Origin of the sequence: Cryobacterium sp. TMT4-31, from assembly GCF_004403385.1 — a bacterium.
In the GTDB taxonomy this organism is placed as follows: domain Bacteria; phylum Actinomycetota; class Actinomycetes; order Actinomycetales; family Microbacteriaceae; genus Cryobacterium; species Cryobacterium zongtaii.
In genome coordinates this window covers 35226-51006 of record NZ_SOGI01000019.1, presented here as the reverse complement: position 1 = coordinate 51006, position 15781 = coordinate 35226, and the positions used below count along the sequence as shown (strand labels likewise).

Sequence of the window (15781 nt, the reverse complement as noted above, 5' to 3'; positions counted from 1 at the left end):
GTAACACCCCCGCACCACACGAAAAACGGCCGAGCACCAGCTCGGCCGTTTTTTCGCGCCACAAGCACCCCGCACCCCGTGCCCAGACCGCGAAAGCGGCCAACCGGTCACCACAACACCCCTGAAGCAACCACACCACCGCTCTCGCGAAAGGCACCTCCCGCGAAAGCGGCCCAACGGTCACCGCAGCGCCCCGAAGCAACCACGACCCCGCTCTCGCGGCCTCGGGGCGGGACCGAGCGTCAGTCAGACGACCAGGTCCACGGCCATCCGTTCGGCGGTGACCGAGCGCACGTAGGCGCCCGCCGCCACGTGGGCCGGATGCGCCTGGTACCGACCTAGCGCCGCCTCGTCGTCGAACTTCGCGACGAGGGCCACGTCCCAGTTGGCGCCGCCGACCACGTCCGGTCCGATGCGAAACGAGCGGATCTCGTCGACCACACCCACGAGAGCGCCGAGCCGAGCCGCCATCTGGGCGGCGTTTTCGGCCTTTTCGGCAGGATCAGTGGCCGCCAGCTTCCAGGACACGATATGCAGAATGGTCATCGGACCTCCAGGAGTGCGGTGCGCAGGCGCGCCGGGTCGATGCGCCAGTAGTTGTGCACCAGCCCGTTGATGAGCAGCACCGGGATGTCTTCGACATACAGTTCGTGCAGCTCAGGGTCATCGAGAATCGACTTCTCCTCGAGCAGCACGGTCGGGGAGCCGGGTTCGGCAGCCAGCTCCGCGAGCACCGTGGTGACCACGCCCAGAGCGTCGTCGCAGAGGTGGCATCCCGGCTTGCCGATCAGGGTGAGGTGCGCGGTGGACATACCCCCAGCCTAGGCCGCTGCTGTGCGGTCACCGTGAGTAGACTCAAGCGCAATGTCCGACGAATCCGGTCCCCGCGCTATCGCGTTCTTCGACGTGGACAACACGCTTCTGCGCGGTGCGAGCCTCTATCACTTGGGCGTCGGTGCCTGGCGGATGCGGTTCATCTCGCTCGCCGACATTCTCGCGTTCGGCTGGAATCAGACCCGGTTCCTGGCGGTCGGCGAAGACGGGGTCGATATCGCCCGGCTCCGGATGCGGGCCATGGACATCATCACCGGGCACACCAGGGACGAACTCGTCGGCCTCAGCCACGACATCTTCGACAGTCGGCTCATCCATCGGCTCTGGCCGGAAACCGTCGCCGTGGCGCACGCCCACCTCAAGGCAGGGCGCGAGGTGTGGCTGGTCACCGCGACGGCCCAGGAGGTCGCTGATGTGATCGCGGAACGCCTGGACCTCACCGGCGCGCTCGGCACCAAGCTCGCCACCGTCGATGGCATCTTCACGGGTCAGCTCGTCGACGGCATCTGCCACGGCAGCCGCAAGGCCGTCGTCGCTCGCGGGCTCGCCGAGGATCGCGGCATCGACCTGGCACTCTGCTGGGCGTACTCCGATTCGCACAACGACATTCCGTTGCTCGAACTCGTCGGCAACCCCGTCGCCGTGAATCCGGACACCACGCTGCGGCGTTACGCACTGGCACGCGGCTGGCCGATCATGCACATGAAGATCGCGCAGATCAAAGCCGCACACGCAAGCAAAAAGCGCTAGGTCAGTGACCTAGCGCTTTTTCAGGTAAAACGGTCGAGACCGTCTACTTCTTATTACGACGCTGGTGGCGAGTCTTACGAAGCAGCTTGCGGTGCTTCTTCTTCGCCATACGCTTGCGTCGCTTCTTGATTACAGAACCCACACGGACCTCACAAAGATTTGGTTTAGCCGCGGGATTCGCGACCGACACGAAAACCCCATTCTAACGGATAAAGAAAGTCCCGTCCGACTCACTTCCTCCGAGAGTGGGTTCGATTGCCCTCAGGACCGCCGATTCCGGTACCCGGAAGGAGCGTCCGAAGCGCACGGCGGGCAGCTCACCGGCATGCACCATGCGGTACACGGTCATCCTGGACACCCTCATGACCTCGGCGACCTCGGCGACGGTGAGGAAGCGCAGATCGTCGAGTCGCGAGTCGGGAAGCGCACGTGACATGGCGGCTCCCTGCTATCGACGAGTGCGTGTGCCCGTCACTGTAAAGCGAAGCCCGGCCGCCCGCTAGTCGCTTTTGCGCCACTTCTTGACGCTCTTCTTCACCCCGGAGTCCTTGACCACGTGTTGCATCTGGAAGGAGGTATCAGCGAAAGCCTTACCGATCGCCGCAGCGAAGGCGCGCTGCTCATCCTTGAGGACCTCGGTGTCATCGACGACCCCCGCGAGCACGGTGTCCACGTCGATACTGAGGAACGGGATCAGCCAATCCTCGATCACCTCGAGCGGGGCATAGTCGAGGTGGTAGTAGCGGTGCTGGCCCTCTTCGCGCACACCGACCAGCCCGGCCTCACGCAGCACCTTGAGGTGCTTGGACACCGTCGGCTGGCTCAACCCGAGCGAACTGACGATGTCGGAGACACTCAGCTCCCCCTGGGCGGCACTGGACTGGTTGTAGCGCTCGAGGAGAATGCGTAAGATATCGCGTCGGGTCGAGTCCGCCACTACGCCAAAGATGTCTGCCATGCCCCAAGGCTAGTCATTCCGGGTGCGGGTGCTATGACAAGTTGTCAGCGACCCCAGGTCAGGCAAGGCGATTCGAATGAAAACGCAGGCCCCCACCGCACGTTTCACGCAGCATTCCAACACCTGGTACGGGCACCTCCGGGACTCGGTCGACGGCCTGGTGCGCAGGTCCCCGTCCAGGTTCGCGCTTCTCGTCTTCACCTCGCTGATCCTGCTCTTCACCCTGCTGTTCTCCCTGCCGATCGCCTCGGCCGGCGATACCGACACCCCGCTGCATGACGCCGTGTTCACCGCGGTGTCGGTGATCTGCGTCACCGGACTCAGCACCGTGGACATGGCAACGCACTGGTCGCCGTTCGGCAATGCCCTGGTGGTCATCGGTGTCAACATCGGCGGCGTCGGCGTGCTGACCCTGGCCTCCCTGATGGGCCTGGTCATCTCCCGCCGGCTGGGCCTGCGCGCCAAGCTCATGGCGGCCAGCGACTCGAACCCGTCGCGCATCCATATGGGCCCGGTCAACGAGGGCCAGGCCGTGCGCCTCGGCGAGGTCGGCAGCCTGCTGCTGACCGTGGCCATCAGCACCCTGGTCATCGAGGCGGCGGTCGCCCTGCTGCTGTTCCCCCGGATGCTGATTGACGGCGTGCCCACCGGTGAGGCGCTCTGGCAGAGCATCTACTACGCGGCGATGGCGTTCACCAACACCGGGTTCAGCCCGAACGCCGGCGGCATCGGTCAGTTCGCCAACGATTACTGGTTCCTCGGCGCGCTGATGGTCGGCGTGTTCCTGGGCAGCCTGGGCTTCCCGGTGCTGATGACCTTCGCCCGCAGTTGGCGCACACCCCGCCGCTGGTCTGTGCACGTAAAGCTCACGCTCTGGACGACCACGCTGCTGATGGTGTCGGGCATGATTTTCTATATCATCCTGGAGTTCGACAACCCAAAGACCTTCGGGTCCCTGAACGCCGGCGACACGATCTTCCAGTCCCTGTTCATGTCGGTGATGACCAGGTCCGGCGGATTCGCCACCATCGACATCGCCGACCTGCACGGCTCCAGCCTGCTGCTCAGCGACATGCTGATGTTCATCGGTGGCGGCTCGGCCTCCACCGCCGGCGGCATCAAGGTCACCACCCTTGCGGTGCTGTTCCTGGCCGCGTTCGCCGAAGCCCAGGGCAAGGAGCAGATGGAGGCCTTCGGTCGCCGCATCCCCAGCGACATCCTGCGCCTGGCGGTGAGTGTGGTGCTCTGGGGAGCGACCACCGTGGCCGTGTCGAGCATCCTGATCCTGCACATCTCCAAGGAGGCACTGGATGTGGTGCTGTTCGATGTCATCTCGGCGTTCGCCACCGTCGGGCTGTCGACGGGTCTCACGGCCGAGCTCCCCCCTGAGGGGGTCTATGTGCTGGCGGCAACGATGTTCATGGGCCGGGTTGGTACAGTGACTCTCGCGGCGGCGCTGGCAGCGAGCCAGAGCAGACAGTTGTTCAAACGCCCCGAGGAAAGGCCGATAGTTGGTTGACCGGATCAAGCAGAACGCTCCCGTGCTCATCATCGGGCTGGGCCGTTTCGGCGCGGCGACCGCGGGCAAGCTCGATCGGTTGGGCCGCGAAGTGCTCGCCGTGGATAGCAGCGAGGCACTCGTGCAGAAGTGGTCGGAACGAGTCACTCACGCCGTGCAGGCCGACGCCAAGTCCATCGACGCGTTACGCCAGATCGGCGCCCAGGACTTCTCCGTTGCGGTCTGCGCCGTCGGCTCCTCGATTGAGGCCAGTGTGCTGATCGTCGCGAACCTGGTCGACCTCAAGATCCCGCAGATCTGGGCCAAAGCCATTTCGCAGTCGCACGGCAAGATCCTCGAACGCATCGGCGCCAATCACGTGATCTACCCCGAGGCCGATTCCGGCGAACGCGTCGCCCACCTGGTATCGGGGCGGATGCTGGACTTCATCGAATTCGACGACGACTTCGCCCTGGTGAAGATGTACCCGCCCAAGCCGATCCGCGGCCTGAACCTCACCGAGTCCGGGGTGCGCACCAAGCATCACGTGACCGTCGTGGGCGTGAAGAGCCCTGGGCGCCCGTTCACCTATGCCACGGCCGAGACGGTGGTCTCCGACCATGACCTCATCATCGTCGCCGGCACCGAGGGCGACATCGAACGTTTCGCGGCCCTCGGCTCCTAACCGAACACACGCTGGTCGACGCAGAATGGTTCCATGACACTCCTCTCCGGCATCGACCTCGAGGCAGAACTCCGGCAGGTTGAAGCGCACTGGACGCCACGGGTCGTCGGGCGGGTGAACGATCAGTACGTCAAGGTTGCGAAGCTTCTCGGCGAGCTGGTTTGGCACGCGCACGACGCCGAGGACGAAATGTTCATCGTCGTCTCGGGTCGGCTTCGAATTCAACTGCCGGACGACCAGGAGGTTGTGCTCACGCCGGGACAGTTTTACATCGTCCCCCGCGGCGTGCAGCACAACCCTGTCGCAGACGAGGAAGTGCACATCGTCCTCATCGATACGGTAACCACCGCTCACACCGGGGATGTGATCGTAGAGGGCACCGTGCCGGTCGAACGGCAATTAGGCAACCTGTACCGGACTGACGCCAATACCTGAATCGACCGCCGAGATGGGCTGGCGAGGCGAGCGGGGGTTAGGAGGCGGCGAGTTCCCGGGCCCGCGCGAGCGCGGCATCCGTCGCCCGGTCGAACAGGCCCTTGACGTCGCCGGTTTCGAGTTGCTGCACGGCCCGCTCCGTGGTGCCCTTGGGGCTGGTCACCTGGCGGCGCAGCTCGGTGGGGGTCAGGTCGGACACGGCCAGGAGTGCGCTCGCGCCGAGGAAGGTGCCGTTGACCATGGTCGCCGCCTGGGCGGGGGTGAAGCCCTTGTCGATGGCCGTCTGGGTGAGCTGTTCGATGAGGTAGAAGACGTAGGCCGGGCCAGATCCTGAAATGGTGCTCAGAGCGTCGATCTTGTCCTCTGGCACCACCAGCACCTCACCCACCGTCTCGAACAGGGCGGTCGCCAGCTCCATCTGCACCGCCGTCGAGCGGGTGCCGGCGCTCAGCCCGGTGACGGCCATGCCCACCACGGCTGGAGTGTTCGGCATCGACCGGATCACAGCAACCCCGTCGGGCAGGTGCGTTTCGAAGGTGGCGATGGTGACTCCGGCGGCCACACTCACGACGAGGGTGCCGGGCTCGAGGCTGTCGGCGATCTCGGCGAGCAGGTCGGGCACCATCGCGGGCTTGACGGCCACGATGACGATGCCGGCCCCCTTCACCGCGAGTCTGTTGGCGTTCGGTTCGGTCTCGGTCGCCCATGCGGTCACCCCGGCGGTGCCGGCGAGTTCGGCAGCCTTGGCGGCTGACCGGTTGGTGGTGCGGATGCCGCCGTCCACCGTCACGGTGGGCTTGAGCAGTCCGGCCAGGACGGCCCTGGCCATCGATCCGGCGCCCAGGAAGGCGATGGCGGGCAGGGTGACGGGTGCGGTCGAAGTCATCCCCCCAGTGTAGTTTTTCGCGCCAGGCCTACCCGGGGCATCTGGCCGATCGAGAAGATGGACGGTTCTAGGATTGGTCGCATGAGCGCATCAGGCGGAAACAAGGCGATTGTGGCGGCGCTGCTCGCCAATCTCGGTATCGCGATCACCAAGTTCATCGCCTGGTTCGTCTCGGGGTCCTCCTCGATGCTGGCCGAGGGCGTGCACTCGCTCGCAGACTCCGGCAACCAGGTCTTGCTGCTGATCGGCGGACGCAAGTCGAAGAAGGCCGCCGACACCGAGCATCCGTTCGGCTACGGGCGTGAACGCTACGTGTACGCGTTCGTGGTGTCGATCATCCTGTTCTCCGTCGGCGGTGTGTTCTCGATCTACGAGGGCATCGAGAAACTCCAAAACCCGCACGAACTCGAGAACGCCTGGTTGCCGATCCTGGTGCTCCTGGTTGCGATCGGCCTGGAGTCGTTCTCGCTGCGCACCGCCGTGAAGGAGTCCAACCACACCCGCACGGGCGAGACCTGGGTGCAGTTCATTCGGCACGCCAAGGCCCCCGAGCTTCCCGTGGTGCTGCTCGAAGACGTTGCGGCGTTGACCGGCCTGACGCTGGCCCTGGGCGGCGTAGGTCTGACCGTGCTCACCGGCGACGCCACCTGGGACGCCGTCGGCACCCTCGCGATCGGCGTGCTGCTCGTGCTGGTGGCCATCGTCCTGGGCATCGAGACCAAGAGCCTGCTGGTGGGCGAGGGCGCCAGCGACAAGGATGTCGACGCCATCAAGGCCGCCATCCTGGCCGGCCCGGAGACCAAGAACCTCATCCACCTCAAGACCCTCTACCTGGGCCCGGACGAACTCCTCGTGGCCGCCAAGCTCTCCTTCGACTCCGCTCAGCGGTTCTCCGACGTGGCCGCCGGGATCGACATCATCGAGGCCCGCATCCGCGAGGCCGTGCCCAGCGCCAGGGTGGTTTACCTCGAGCCCGACCTCTACATCGACCCGGCCACGGTCAACCCGCCCACCGACACGATCTTCATCAAGGGACGCGAATGAGCGCGAGCCGTATCGCCGTCGTCCTGCGGCACGCCGACGATATCCACCTGGGCAACCTGGAGCAGGTGCTTCTCGACCACGACTACACCGTGCACTACATCGACACCCTTGGCGCCGACGGCGTGCGCGGCATCGACCCGGCCGCGGCAGACCTCCTGGTGGTGCTCGGCGGTGAGATGGGCGCATACGAGACCGAGAGTTATCCGGTACTCACCGACGAGATCGACTTGCTCACCCGCCGGCTCGCCGCCCGCCGCCCGGTCTTCGGCGTCTGCCTGGGCGCCCAGCTGATGGCCAGCGCCCTCGGCTCCCCGGTCTACCGAGGCCAGAGCAACGAGATCGGTTTCCGCCTGGTGGAGCCCACCGAGGCCGGCCAGGCCTCCCCGCTCCGCCACGTCAGCGGCATCCCGATGATGCAGTGGCACAGTGACACTTTCGACCTGCCGGCGGGCACCATCCGCCTGGCCGGGTCGGCCGCCTACGGCAACGAGGCTTTCGCCATCGACGACTGGGCCCTGGCCGTGCAGTTCCACCCCGAGGTGACCGCGGAGATGCACGAGACCTGGCTGAGCTCCTCCGAGGCCGAGGTCCGCGCTGAGGGTCTGGAGCCCGACGCCCTGCGGCAGGAACGCGCCCAGCACTCCGCTGCCATGCAGCAGGCGTCCAGCGCGATGTTCAGCGAGTGGCTGTCGGCCCTGCCGGGCGACGCAGCGGGTCCTCAAAGAACTCGGTGAGCAGAAGGCCGCACTCGCCCTCGGCCACCCCGGACACCACCTCGACCCGGTGGTTGAGCCGTCGGTCCCGCAGCACGTCGTAGAGCGAGCCGGCGGCGCCGGCCTTCTCGTCCCAGGCCCCGAAGACCACGAGGGGGATGCGGGCCGCCACGATCGCGCCGGCGCACATCACACAGGGCTCCAGAGTCACCACGAGGGTGCAACCGGTCAGGTGCCAGTCCCCGGTGGCGGCTGCTGCCTCACGGATGGCGACAACCTCGGCGTGCAGGGTCGGGTCCTGGTGGAGTTCCCGTTCATTGCGTCCCCGACCGATCACCCGGCCGGCGGCGTCCAGCACGACAGCGCCGACCGGAACGTCGCCGCTGGCCAGGGCGCCGTGCGCTTCGTGCAGGGCCAGCCGCATCCAGGCCAGGTGTTCCTCGCTCTGCCGCACCACCCCACCCCATTTCCGAGTAGCCCACGAGAGCCGGATACCCGTGTGAGCTAGTAGATTGAGCCTATGCGAGTCCACGTAGCCGACCATCCGCTCATCACCCACAAGCTCACGGTGCTGCGTGATCAGAGCACCTCGTCACCGATGTTCCGGGCGCTGGTGGAAGAGCTGATGACGCTGCTGGCCTACGAGGGCACTCGCGGCGTGCGCGTCGACGAGGTCACCGTGCAGACCCCGGTGGCTATCGCCCGCGGCGTCAAGATCAGCGACCCGAAGCCGCTCGTGGTGCCGATCCTCCGCGCGGGCCTGGGCATGCTCGAGGGCATGGTCAAGCTGCTCCCCACCGCTGAAGTGGGCTTCCTGGGCATGGCACGCAACGAAGAGACCCTGCAGCCGACCACCTATGCGGAGCGCCTGCCGGACGACCTGTCCGACCGTCAGTGTTTTGTGCTCGACCCGATGCTGGCTACCGGCGGCTCGCTGATCGCGGCTATCGAGTTCCTCTTCGACCGGGGCGCCGTCGATGTCACCGCCATCTGCATCCTGGCCGCCCCCGAGGGTCTCGCCGCCGTCGAGGCCGCTTTGGCCGGCCGTGAGGTCACCATCGTTCTGGGCGCCGTCGACGAACGCCTCGACGAGCACGGCTACATCGTGCCCGGCCTCGGTGACGCAGGCGACAGGCTCTACGGCCTGGTCTGATCCGGCCCGGTCTGTTCAACCGGCTGCGGGCATCGTCACATTCGGCGCGCCCGCAGTACGCAGATCCTGCGACGCCCGGCGCGCCGACCGCGGTTAGATTCACAAAACTTTGAAATAGTTCGTTTCTCGGTGGATTTCTTTGATGGATCGCCGTTTCGTGCGAGATCCTACGAACTCGCACAGCCCCTCGTGAACCTGATGCAGGCCACCGGGCGCTTTCCGCCGTCACTGAATTGACACAACTTGTCACAGTCGGCTTTACTCACACTCATGACTTCCACCACACGCATCCCGACCTCCGCCGAGGCTTTGGGGACTGCCGGCATGATGATGCCCGGCAGTGTTATGGCGTGTTGCCGAATGTGCCGCTAGACCAGACAGGCACTCTCGCCGAGTCACCCGCCCCTCACCCGCTGATCTGCAGCCGCTGAGGACGCCGCCACCGCGGCAGGGAGACTCCAGGGCCCTCGCTACCGAGGCCGCCCGCTCCACCGGCCGCTCAGGCCGCCCTTTCTCGAACCCATGAGCGCGGATGCGCCGGGTTCCCTGCGCATCATCACCCCCAAGGATTCCGATCATGTCACTCGCACACATCGACTCAGCCCGCTCCGTCCAGTCCTACCGCCCCGAGCTCACCCTGGCCCCGGCGCCCGCACCGGCCGCACCGCGCATCCGCGCCGTACCCGACGGCAGCCAGGCCCGTGGCTTCGTGCTCTACGTCGGTATCGATGAGGCCAAGGCCGCCGCAGCGGGCACGAGCCTGCACCGCATCGTCGAGGAACTCAAGAAGCTGACCCAGGCGATCGCCCCCTCGTCCGAGACTCACGCCGCCGTGGCCCTGGCTCCCGACGGCGTCGGCGGCCGGGACGTGGACGTCGTGCGCCTGGCCCTGCAGGACCCGGCCGCCCTCGCCAAGCGCCGCACCACGGCCGACGACGCCGACCGGGCGCCCGGCGGCGTGGTCGTTGACATCTCCCGCAAGCGCGTGATCCTCGACAACGAGACCGCCGCGCTCACCTACAAGGAGTTCGAGCTGCTGCAGTACCTGGTGCTGCGCGAGGGCCGCACCATCGAGCGCGCCGAGCTCATCGCCAAGCTGTGGGACGCCGAGAGCGAAGAGGATGCGCCCAACGAGCGCACCATCGACGTGCACGTGCGTCGTCTGCGCGCCAAGCTGGGCCGCTACGAAGACATCGTGCGCACTGTGCGCGGCGTGGGCTACCGCTTCGACCGTCACGCCGACGTGTCGATCCGCCAGGCCAGCACGCCCAGCCCCGACCGCTTCTAACCGTCGCCGGCAGCTGGGTCGCACCCGCTCGTTTGCCGAGGTCGACCCGCGAGGTCTCTCCACGCTCGAGCAACGGGCGCACTCACCGGCCGTTAACGTGATTGAGGGCCGGTCGTAGAGGCAAACGACCGACCCTCTTCCCTTGCACCAAGAGTGTCCTGCAATCACATTCGCATCTTCCGCCACAGCAAACGGTTGACGCACTACGAATATATAACGAAGAGGTAACGGAGCGCCAGTTATCCAATCGTTATTTTCCTGCGAGTTCACAGTGCGTTCGCGTGGATCGCGATAAATGCCCCCTGCGTGCCGGCAGGCTGCGCGTCCGCCCTCGCGGTTGCGGGCGTAGCGTGTCGTCCAGGAAGAATCGGAGAAAACACCGTGGACATCATCCGCTTGCAACCCGCCGGACTCGTCAAGAGTCCGGCGTTCAGTCACGTCGCGATCGTTCCCGCGGGAGCCACGACCATATATGTGGGCGGTCAGAACGGCGTTGACGACACCGGCACTGTCATCTCCGCGGATATCGCCGAGCAAACCAGCCGGGCGGTCGACAACGTTGTTGTCGCGCTCGGAGCGGCCGGCGCATCCCTCGTCGACGTCGTGCAGTGGACTGTACTAATCGCCGCGGATGCCGATCTCGGCGCCGCCTACGGCGCCATCGCGCCGCGGCTCGTCGGGCCCGGTGTCCCACCGCTGGTGACCGCGGCACGGGTGGCGGGACTGGGAGTACCGGGAGCCCTCATCGAAGTAAGCGTGATCGCGGCCAAACTGCCGTCATAGGACCGGCGGTCACGCGACCGACGGGCCCTTCGGACCACCAGGTCGATGATCACGCCTCCCGCGAGCGCGACCGCGACCGCTACCACGGCGCCCAGCACCGGCTGATCCCGTAACCAGGCGCCGGCGAAGACGCCGACGAGGACCGAGTAGCCGGCCCATGCCACCCCAGACACCGCGCTGAGCGGCACAAAACGGCGTCGGGCAAACCCGCTCGAGCCGGCCATGACGTTCACCGCAACCCGGCCGACGGGCACGAATCGAGCCGTGAGGATGACGGACGCCGCACGCCCGTCGAGGGCGCGGCGCGCACGATCGAGCAGCCGGGACGCTCTCGGCCCGCGTGTCCAACGGAAGCGTTCGAGGTCGACCCGGCGGCCGAGGGAGAACGCCAAGTTGTCACCGACGAACGACCCGATGGCCGCCACCAGGAACACCGCCCAGGGGTTCGGGGTCCCGGTGGCAACCCCGATCGCGGCGACGGCCACCACGACGGGCTCACTGGGCATGGGCGGAAAGAACCCGTCGAGTGCCACGAGCAGCAGAACCACGACGAGCACGAAGGGGGATGCCGCCCAGGAAAGTATGAGCTCGTTGAGCGTCTCCACAAGGATCCGATCTGCCGGGAAGGCCACCTCAGAGCGATGGCGGTGAGGCGGGACTTCGTCTGTCTCCGACGCTACGGAAGCGCTCAAGCACGCACCATCGAGCTGGCTCCCGTACTCGCAGGCGGGCTAACCCCACCATCGCCGCCCGAGGGAGTTGTCTAAGGGGTGACTCCTAGAGCCTCCTCGGCAGCACGAGCCCGTTGTCGTAGGCGGCGATGACCAGCTGCGCGCGGTCCCGCGCGGCTAGTTTGCTCAGCAGGTGCGAGATGTGTGATTTCACCGTCTTGACCGAAATTGTGAGGTGCACGGCCAACTGGTCGTTGGAGAGACCCCGACCGATCAACCCCAGGACTTCGACCTCGCGGTCGGTGAGTGCGGCTGCCGCTCCGCGCTTGGCCGCTGCTCCCGCGGCTTCGGGCGCGCGGTTCAGGTAGTGCGCCACGAGCCGGGTGAGAACAGACGGGGCGAAGAGCGCCTCGCCCGTGCTGGTGCGGACGATGGCGTCGATGAGATCGCCCGGCTTGCTGTCCTTGAGCACAAAGCCGCTTGCTCCGGCCCGCAACGCGTCAAACACGTATTCGTCGAGCTCGAACATACTCAGCATCAGCACCCGGGCGCCGCGGAGAGCGGGGTTCGAGCAGATTCGTCTGGTGGCCTCGATGCCGTCCAGCCGGGGCATGCGCACGTCCATGAGGATCACGTCGGGGAGGGTGGCCTCAGCGACGTCGACGGCCTCGAACCCGTCACCCGCCTCGCCGACGACCAGGAGTCCGGCCGCGGTGTTGATGACCTGGGCAAGACTACGGCGCAGGAGCAGCTGGTCGTCGACCAGGACCACCCTGATGGGCCGGGCGGGCGCGGTCATGGTTCGTCCCGGTCGGGCAGCCGGGCCTCGAGGCGGAATCCGCGCCCGTGTGGTTCGGCCACCAGAGTGCCGCCGAGGCTCTGGGTGCGTTCCCGGAGCCCGACGAGCCCCTGCCCTGCACCCGGGACAGCCAGCCATGCTGGTGTGGACCCCACATCGGTCACCGTCAGCGTGATGACGGATCCGCTGCGAACCAGCCGCACCCGGACGGCCGTCGGCCCGGAGTGCCGGAGGGTGTTGGCGAGTGCTTCGCGCACGATGACGATGATCGCGAGCTGCACGCCCGGCGACACGTCGCCGAGGTTTCCACCGTCGAACTCGACGGCCAGGCCGTTTCGGGTCGCTCCGGCGATGAGTCCGGGCAGGGATTCGAGGCTGTCCACCGGCAGCCGCGGCGCGGGGTCGTCGGTGCGGCGCAGCACCCCGAGCATGCGGCGCAATTCCACCGTCGCTTCCCGGCTGGCCGTCTCGATGTCCCCCAGCGCCTGCAACAGGGTGGCACGGCTCTCACCGTGGTCGTCGAGGTGCTTGGCGGTGGCCGCGCGAACGGTGATCAGGCCCAGCCCGTGCGAGACGATGTCGTGCAGGTCACGGGCAATCTGGAGGCGTTCGACCGCCACAGCGCTCGCCGCTGCCCACTCGGTGAGCGCGGCCTCGTGGGCATCGCGCTCGGCGCGAAGGGTGACAAGTGCCCACACCGAAATCGTCACGGTGGCGGCGATGATCCCGATCGGGAGGCTGACCGCGAGCGCGCCCGTCACACCGAATGTGACGGAGACGAGGAGCACGGCTGTCAATGCGGCGATCGCGAGAGGCGCCGCCCGGGATCGCCGTGCCGGACGCTCCCCCAGTGTCATGCGCCCGAGTCTACTGAGCGGCCGAGTCGGGGGCATCGGACCCAGGTCTGACAGTCCTGGGCCCGCCGGCAGCTGCACAGCGCCGCCCTGGGTCGGATGCGTGCCGCGCTGAGGCCCACTTCACTGGAAGGACCGGCCGTTCCCCGGGCAGAGAGGCAGGCATGATCAGCATCGAGCACATCCACAAATCGCATGGTCGACGGGAGGTGCTTCACGGCATCAGCTTCCAGGCCCGGCCCGCTCGGGTCACCGCGTTCCTCGGCCCGAACGGCGCCGGGAAGAGCTCGGCGTTGAGAATCCTGCTCGGTCTGGACCGGGCCTCATCCGGTCTCGCGCTGATCGACGGAAAACGCTACCGCGACCTCGACCGCCCCATGAGGACGGTGGGTGCGATGTTCGACGGCCCGGGTGCCAGCGCCGGGCGCTCCGCACGGGACCATCTCCGGTGGATGTGCACGAGCAATGGCATCGCGCCGAGCCGGGTGCCGGAGGTGCTCTCGATCGTGGGTCTTGAGCACCACGCAATGGACAAGGTCGGCACGTTCTCGCTCGGAATGGGGCAGCGGCTGGGGATCGCGTCTGCGCTGCTCGGATCACCGGCGACCCTGGTGCTCGACGAGCCCACGAACGGCCTCGACCCCGACGGGCTGCGTTGGCTGCGGTCATTCCTGAGAGGCCAGGCCAACGCCGGGCACACGGTTCTGGTGTCCAGCCACCTCATCACGGAGATGGCCGATCTCGCGGACGACGTGGTGGTCATCAACGACGGGAGCATCGTTGCAACCGGGAGTGTCGCCGCCGTGCGCGGTAGCCGGCCCTCTCTGGAACACGCGTTCTTCGCCTTGACCGACCCCGGTCTCCTCCCGTGAACGGCCTTCTCCTGGGGGCGTCCGGGAACCGGGTCGGGACCGAGGTGGTCAAATTCACCACAACCACGGCACTGTGGATGCTGCCCGTGCTGACCATCGCCCTCACCGGTTCGTTGACCTACCTCGCGGGCCGCTCGGAGGTGGCGGCAACCGGGGGCGACCTGGCCGGGGCAACCTCGGCGACCAACCCGCAGCTGTACTCCGCTCAGCCGCTGCCCGTGGAGTATCAGGGGTTCGACATGATGAACATCGGGCTCATCCTGATGATCGCGCTCGGCGCACTGTATGCCGGCAGCGAGTACCGTACCGGGCTGCTCCGCAGCTCCCTCATCGCTGACCCGCACCGGCTCCGACTCTTCGCCACCCGGACTGCGGTTCTCGCTCTCGTGGTCGCGGTGACCGCCAGCGCGGCGATGGGTGGCGGCACCGTGCTCCGGCACCTCGCGCTCGGCGACCAGGGCCTGGACCCGCTGGCCTTTCCGCCGCTCGTGTGGCGAAACATCGCCGGCGTCGCACTGACCTGGACGGCACTCGCCCTGCTGGCGTTCGCGATCGGCGTGCTGGCCCGCAACGCGATCCTGCCGCTGGTCGTCATCGTGCCGCTGTCGGTAGGCCTGGGCGACTTTCTCACCACCCTGTGGGCACCCGCACGATTCGTCCCGCCGGCCGCCGGCGCCAGCCTGTACACGCCGGCGGACGGCACCCACCTTGGCGCAGCGGCCGGCGCGATCGTGCTGGTCGGGTGGGTTGTCGCTAGCCTCACACTGGCCGGGATCGTGTTCCGGCGCCGTGATGCGTAGCCGGGGCGGAGCGCTCATGTATCGAGCGATCGCCGCGGAGCTGACGAAGATCCGCACGCTCCCCGCCGCCCTGGTGACGATCAGCGCCGCCCTCGTGCTGCCGCCGGCGCTGTCTTTCGCGATGGGGCTGAATGTCGCCGCCTCCCGCTCACCGGCCGCGACCGGCGACGACACGGGCGGGTTCGAGGTCGCCGGCTTCGGCCAACCGCTCGTCATCCTGCTCGCTGCACTCATCGTCGGCTGCGAGTACCAGAACGGTCTGCTTCGCAGTTCCCAGCTGGCCGTCCCGAACCGGCTGCGGCTCCTGGGCGCGAAGGCGATCGTCGTCGCCGCCCTCGCCTTCCTGCTGGCGGTCGTCGCCGTCGGGTTGGGCGTCGCCGTGCGTCAGGTATCGACCGGGGGAGCGGGCATCGCCGAGCTGGAGCTCACCCCGGCGATGACGCTGAACCTGCTCATGGTCGGCCTGAACTGGACCTGCATCAGCCTCATCTCGGCCGCGCTTACGGTTCTCGCCAGGTCCATCCTGCTTCCGGTGATCGTCCTAATCCCCCTGGTCCTGGGGCTCGGGGTGGCGCTGGTCGGTCTGCTCCCCTGGCTGAAGTTCACCCCCGACCTCGCGGGGCTGCAACTCATCTCGCGGTACCCGGGCATGGGGCTGCTTGAGCCACTCCCCGGCGGTGTCGTCATGGTCGCCTGGGTCGTCCTGCTCCTGGCTCCCGCGTTCGTGCTCTTCGGTCGTCGGGATGCCTGATCCGGAG

At 67.2% G+C, this 15781-nt stretch carries 21 protein-coding genes and 1 pseudogene; 12 read left to right on the top strand and 10 right to left on the bottom strand.

The window, feature by feature from the left end; translation table 11 throughout:
- Nucleotides 1–246 precede the first annotated feature (246 nt).
- Both E3T19_RS04800 and E3T19_RS04795 read right to left on the bottom strand, forming a co-directional pair.
- Nucleotides 247–546: a Dabb family protein gene (locus tag E3T19_RS04800; protein ID WP_088454967.1), complete on the bottom strand. Its 300-nt coding sequence runs from the start codon at nt 544–546 to the stop codon at nt 247–249.
- Entirely contained in the window at nt 543–812 is a 270-nt protein-coding gene (locus tag E3T19_RS04795) for a glutaredoxin family protein (protein WP_088454966.1), read from the bottom strand. Before E3T19_RS04795 ends, E3T19_RS04800 begins: the two co-directional genes overlap by 4 nt.
- Nucleotides 813–864: 52 nt before the next feature.
- Here E3T19_RS04795 and E3T19_RS04790 point away from each other — a divergent pair, with 52 nt between their 5' ends.
- A complete protein-coding gene (locus tag E3T19_RS04790; RefSeq protein WP_134408233.1) occupies nt 865–1584 on the top strand; it encodes an HAD family phosphatase in 720 nt (239 codons plus the stop codon).
- 43 nt (nt 1585–1627) lie between these two features.
- Here E3T19_RS04790 and E3T19_RS04785 read toward each other — a convergent pair whose 3' ends face one another.
- From E3T19_RS04785 to E3T19_RS04775, 3 genes are all read right to left on the bottom strand, one after another.
- Entirely contained in the window at nt 1628–1726 is a 99-nt protein-coding gene (locus E3T19_RS04785; RefSeq protein WP_003792170.1) for a 30S ribosomal protein bS22, read from the bottom strand.
- A 60-nt stretch (nt 1727–1786) separates the two neighbouring features.
- Nucleotides 1787–2020, bottom strand: a complete 234-nt coding sequence (locus E3T19_RS04780) for a helix-turn-helix domain-containing protein (protein ID WP_088454964.1) — start codon at nt 2018–2020, stop codon at nt 1787–1789.
- A gap of 63 nt (nt 2021–2083) precedes the next feature.
- On the bottom strand, nt 2084–2542 hold the full coding sequence (locus E3T19_RS04775) for a helix-turn-helix transcriptional regulator (RefSeq protein WP_088454963.1): 459 nt from the start codon (nt 2540–2542) through the stop codon (nt 2084–2086).
- A gap of 76 nt (nt 2543–2618) precedes the next feature.
- Here E3T19_RS04775 and E3T19_RS04770 point away from each other — a divergent pair, with 76 nt between their 5' ends.
- The 3 genes from E3T19_RS04770 to E3T19_RS04760 are packed head-to-tail and all read left to right on the top strand — an operon-like array spanning nt 2619 to nt 5160.
- Nucleotides 2619–4061, top strand: coding sequence for a TrkH family potassium uptake protein (locus E3T19_RS04770; protein ID WP_088454962.1), 1443 nt, complete (start codon nt 2619–2621; stop codon nt 4059–4061).
- Nucleotides 4054–4725 carry a TrkA family potassium uptake protein gene (locus E3T19_RS04765; protein WP_088454961.1) on the top strand — a complete coding sequence of 224 codons (672 nt, stop codon included), beginning with the start codon at nt 4054–4056 and terminating at the stop codon, nt 4723–4725. The genes E3T19_RS04770 and E3T19_RS04765 overlap by 8 nt, the downstream gene beginning before the upstream one ends.
- A gap of 33 nt (nt 4726–4758) precedes the next feature.
- Nucleotides 4759–5160, top strand: a complete 402-nt coding sequence (locus E3T19_RS04760; protein ID WP_134408232.1) for a cupin domain-containing protein — start codon at nt 4759–4761, stop codon at nt 5158–5160.
- Between the two features lie 37 nt (nt 5161–5197).
- On the opposite strand, the gene proC is transcribed toward E3T19_RS04760, so the two are convergent.
- Nucleotides 5198–6046 (bottom strand): pyrroline-5-carboxylate reductase, encoded by an 849-nt coding sequence (gene proC, locus E3T19_RS04755; RefSeq protein ID WP_088454959.1) that lies wholly within the window; start codon nt 6044–6046, stop codon nt 5198–5200.
- Between the two features lie 81 nt (nt 6047–6127).
- Here proC and E3T19_RS04750 point away from each other — a divergent pair, with 81 nt between their 5' ends.
- The gene (locus E3T19_RS04750; RefSeq protein WP_134408231.1) at nt 6128–7090 is read left to right on the top strand and encodes a cation diffusion facilitator family transporter; all 963 of its coding nucleotides are present in this window, start codon (nt 6128–6130) and stop codon (nt 7088–7090) included.
- Nucleotides 7087–7824, top strand: a complete 738-nt coding sequence (locus E3T19_RS04745; RefSeq protein WP_134408230.1) for a glutamine amidotransferase — start codon at nt 7087–7089, stop codon at nt 7822–7824. Before E3T19_RS04750 ends, E3T19_RS04745 begins: the two co-directional genes overlap by 4 nt.
- Here E3T19_RS04745 and tadA read toward each other — a convergent pair.
- Nucleotides 7766–8260, bottom strand: coding sequence for a tRNA adenosine(34) deaminase TadA (tadA, locus tag E3T19_RS04740; RefSeq protein ID WP_255453175.1), 495 nt, complete (start codon nt 8258–8260; stop codon nt 7766–7768). The genes E3T19_RS04745 and tadA overlap by 59 nt on opposite strands.
- 63 nt (nt 8261–8323) lie before the next feature.
- Here tadA and upp point away from each other — a divergent pair, with 63 nt between their 5' ends.
- The 3 genes and pseudogenes from upp to E3T19_RS04725 form a co-directional block, all read left to right on the top strand.
- A complete protein-coding gene (gene upp / locus E3T19_RS04735; RefSeq protein WP_088454956.1) occupies nt 8324–8956 on the top strand; it encodes a uracil phosphoribosyltransferase in 633 nt (210 codons plus the stop codon).
- Nucleotides 8957–9533: 577 nt separating this feature from the next.
- Entirely contained in the window at nt 9534–10244 is a 711-nt protein-coding gene (locus tag E3T19_RS04730; RefSeq protein ID WP_103461993.1) for a winged helix-turn-helix domain-containing protein, read from the top strand.
- Nucleotides 10245–10550: 306 nt separating this feature from the next.
- Nucleotides 10551–10952: pseudogene (locus tag E3T19_RS04725) on the top strand (RidA family protein); the annotation flags it as partial.
- Here the strand turns inward: E3T19_RS04725 and E3T19_RS19595 are convergent.
- From E3T19_RS19595 to E3T19_RS04710, 3 genes are all read right to left on the bottom strand, one after another.
- Entirely contained in the window at nt 10895–11533 is a 639-nt protein-coding gene (locus E3T19_RS19595; protein WP_370294254.1) for a DedA family protein, read from the bottom strand. The pseudogene E3T19_RS04725 and the gene E3T19_RS19595 sit on opposite strands and share 58 nt — an antisense overlap.
- Before the next feature lie 271 nt (nt 11534–11804).
- On the bottom strand, nt 11805–12497 hold the full coding sequence (locus E3T19_RS04715) for a response regulator transcription factor (RefSeq protein ID WP_134408228.1): 693 nt from the start codon (nt 12495–12497) through the stop codon (nt 11805–11807).
- Complete coding sequence (locus E3T19_RS04710; protein ID WP_088454936.1) at nt 12494–13354, bottom strand: sensor histidine kinase; 861 nt, start codon at nt 13352–13354, stop codon at nt 12494–12496. The genes E3T19_RS04715 and E3T19_RS04710 overlap by 4 nt, the downstream gene beginning before the upstream one ends.
- Nucleotides 13355–13515: 161 nt before the next feature.
- Between E3T19_RS04710 and E3T19_RS04705 the strand changes: the two genes are divergently transcribed.
- The 3 genes from E3T19_RS04705 to E3T19_RS04695 are packed head-to-tail and all read left to right on the top strand — an operon-like array spanning nt 13516 to nt 15774.
- Complete coding sequence (locus E3T19_RS04705; protein ID WP_134408227.1) at nt 13516–14223, top strand: ABC transporter ATP-binding protein; 708 nt, start codon at nt 13516–13518, stop codon at nt 14221–14223.
- A gap of 44 nt (nt 14224–14267) precedes the next feature.
- Nucleotides 14268–15023 (top strand): hypothetical protein, encoded by a 756-nt coding sequence (locus tag E3T19_RS04700; RefSeq protein WP_134408226.1) that lies wholly within the window; start codon nt 14268–14270, stop codon nt 15021–15023.
- Between the two features lie 16 nt (nt 15024–15039).
- Complete coding sequence (locus tag E3T19_RS04695; protein WP_166788793.1) at nt 15040–15774, top strand: ABC transporter permease; 735 nt, start codon at nt 15040–15042, stop codon at nt 15772–15774.
- The last annotated feature ends 7 nt before the right edge of the window (nt 15775–15781 follow it).

What these genes read in the sequence shown, in the direction of transcription:
- proC (WP_088454959.1), bottom strand. Translation starts at nt 6,046, where the DNA reads ATGACTTCGACCGCACCCGTCACCCTGCCCGCCATCGCCTTCCTGGGC.
- E3T19_RS04780 (WP_088454964.1), bottom strand. Translation starts at nt 2,020, where the DNA reads ATGTCACGTGCGCTTCCCGACTCGCGACTCGACGATCTGCGCTTCCTC.
- E3T19_RS04695 (WP_166788793.1), top strand. Translation starts at nt 15,040, where the DNA reads ATGTATCGAGCGATCGCCGCGGAGCTGACGAAGATCCGCACGCTCCCC.
- E3T19_RS04790 (WP_134408233.1), top strand. Translation starts at nt 865, where the DNA reads ATGTCCGACGAATCCGGTCCCCGCGCTATCGCGTTCTTCGACGTGGAC.
- E3T19_RS04745 (WP_134408230.1), top strand. Translation starts at nt 7,087, where the DNA reads ATGAGCGCGAGCCGTATCGCCGTCGTCCTGCGGCACGCCGACGATATC.
- E3T19_RS04710 (WP_088454936.1), bottom strand. Translation starts at nt 13,354, where the DNA reads ATGACACTGGGGGAGCGTCCGGCACGGCGATCCCGGGCGGCGCCTCTC.
- E3T19_RS04795 (WP_088454966.1), bottom strand. Translation starts at nt 812, where the DNA reads ATGTCCACCGCGCACCTCACCCTGATCGGCAAGCCGGGATGCCACCTC.
- E3T19_RS19595 (WP_370294254.1), bottom strand. Translation starts at nt 11,533, where the DNA reads ATGCCCAGTGAGCCCGTCGTGGTGGCCGTCGCCGCGATCGGGGTTGCC.
- E3T19_RS04760 (WP_134408232.1), top strand. Translation starts at nt 4,759, where the DNA reads ATGACACTCCTCTCCGGCATCGACCTCGAGGCAGAACTCCGGCAGGTT.
- E3T19_RS04775 (WP_088454963.1), bottom strand. Translation starts at nt 2,542, where the DNA reads ATGGCAGACATCTTTGGCGTAGTGGCGGACTCGACCCGACGCGATATC.
- upp (WP_088454956.1), top strand. Translation starts at nt 8,324, where the DNA reads ATGCGAGTCCACGTAGCCGACCATCCGCTCATCACCCACAAGCTCACG.
- E3T19_RS04750 (WP_134408231.1), top strand. Translation starts at nt 6,128, where the DNA reads ATGAGCGCATCAGGCGGAAACAAGGCGATTGTGGCGGCGCTGCTCGCC.
- E3T19_RS04800 (WP_088454967.1), bottom strand. Translation starts at nt 546, where the DNA reads ATGACCATTCTGCATATCGTGTCCTGGAAGCTGGCGGCCACTGATCCT.
- E3T19_RS04730 (WP_103461993.1), top strand. Translation starts at nt 9,534, where the DNA reads ATGTCACTCGCACACATCGACTCAGCCCGCTCCGTCCAGTCCTACCGC.
- E3T19_RS04770 (WP_088454962.1), top strand. Translation starts at nt 2,619, where the DNA reads ATGAAAACGCAGGCCCCCACCGCACGTTTCACGCAGCATTCCAACACC.
- E3T19_RS04715 (WP_134408228.1), bottom strand. Translation starts at nt 12,497, where the DNA reads ATGACCGCGCCCGCCCGGCCCATCAGGGTGGTCCTGGTCGACGACCAG.
- E3T19_RS04705 (WP_134408227.1), top strand. Translation starts at nt 13,516, where the DNA reads ATGATCAGCATCGAGCACATCCACAAATCGCATGGTCGACGGGAGGTG.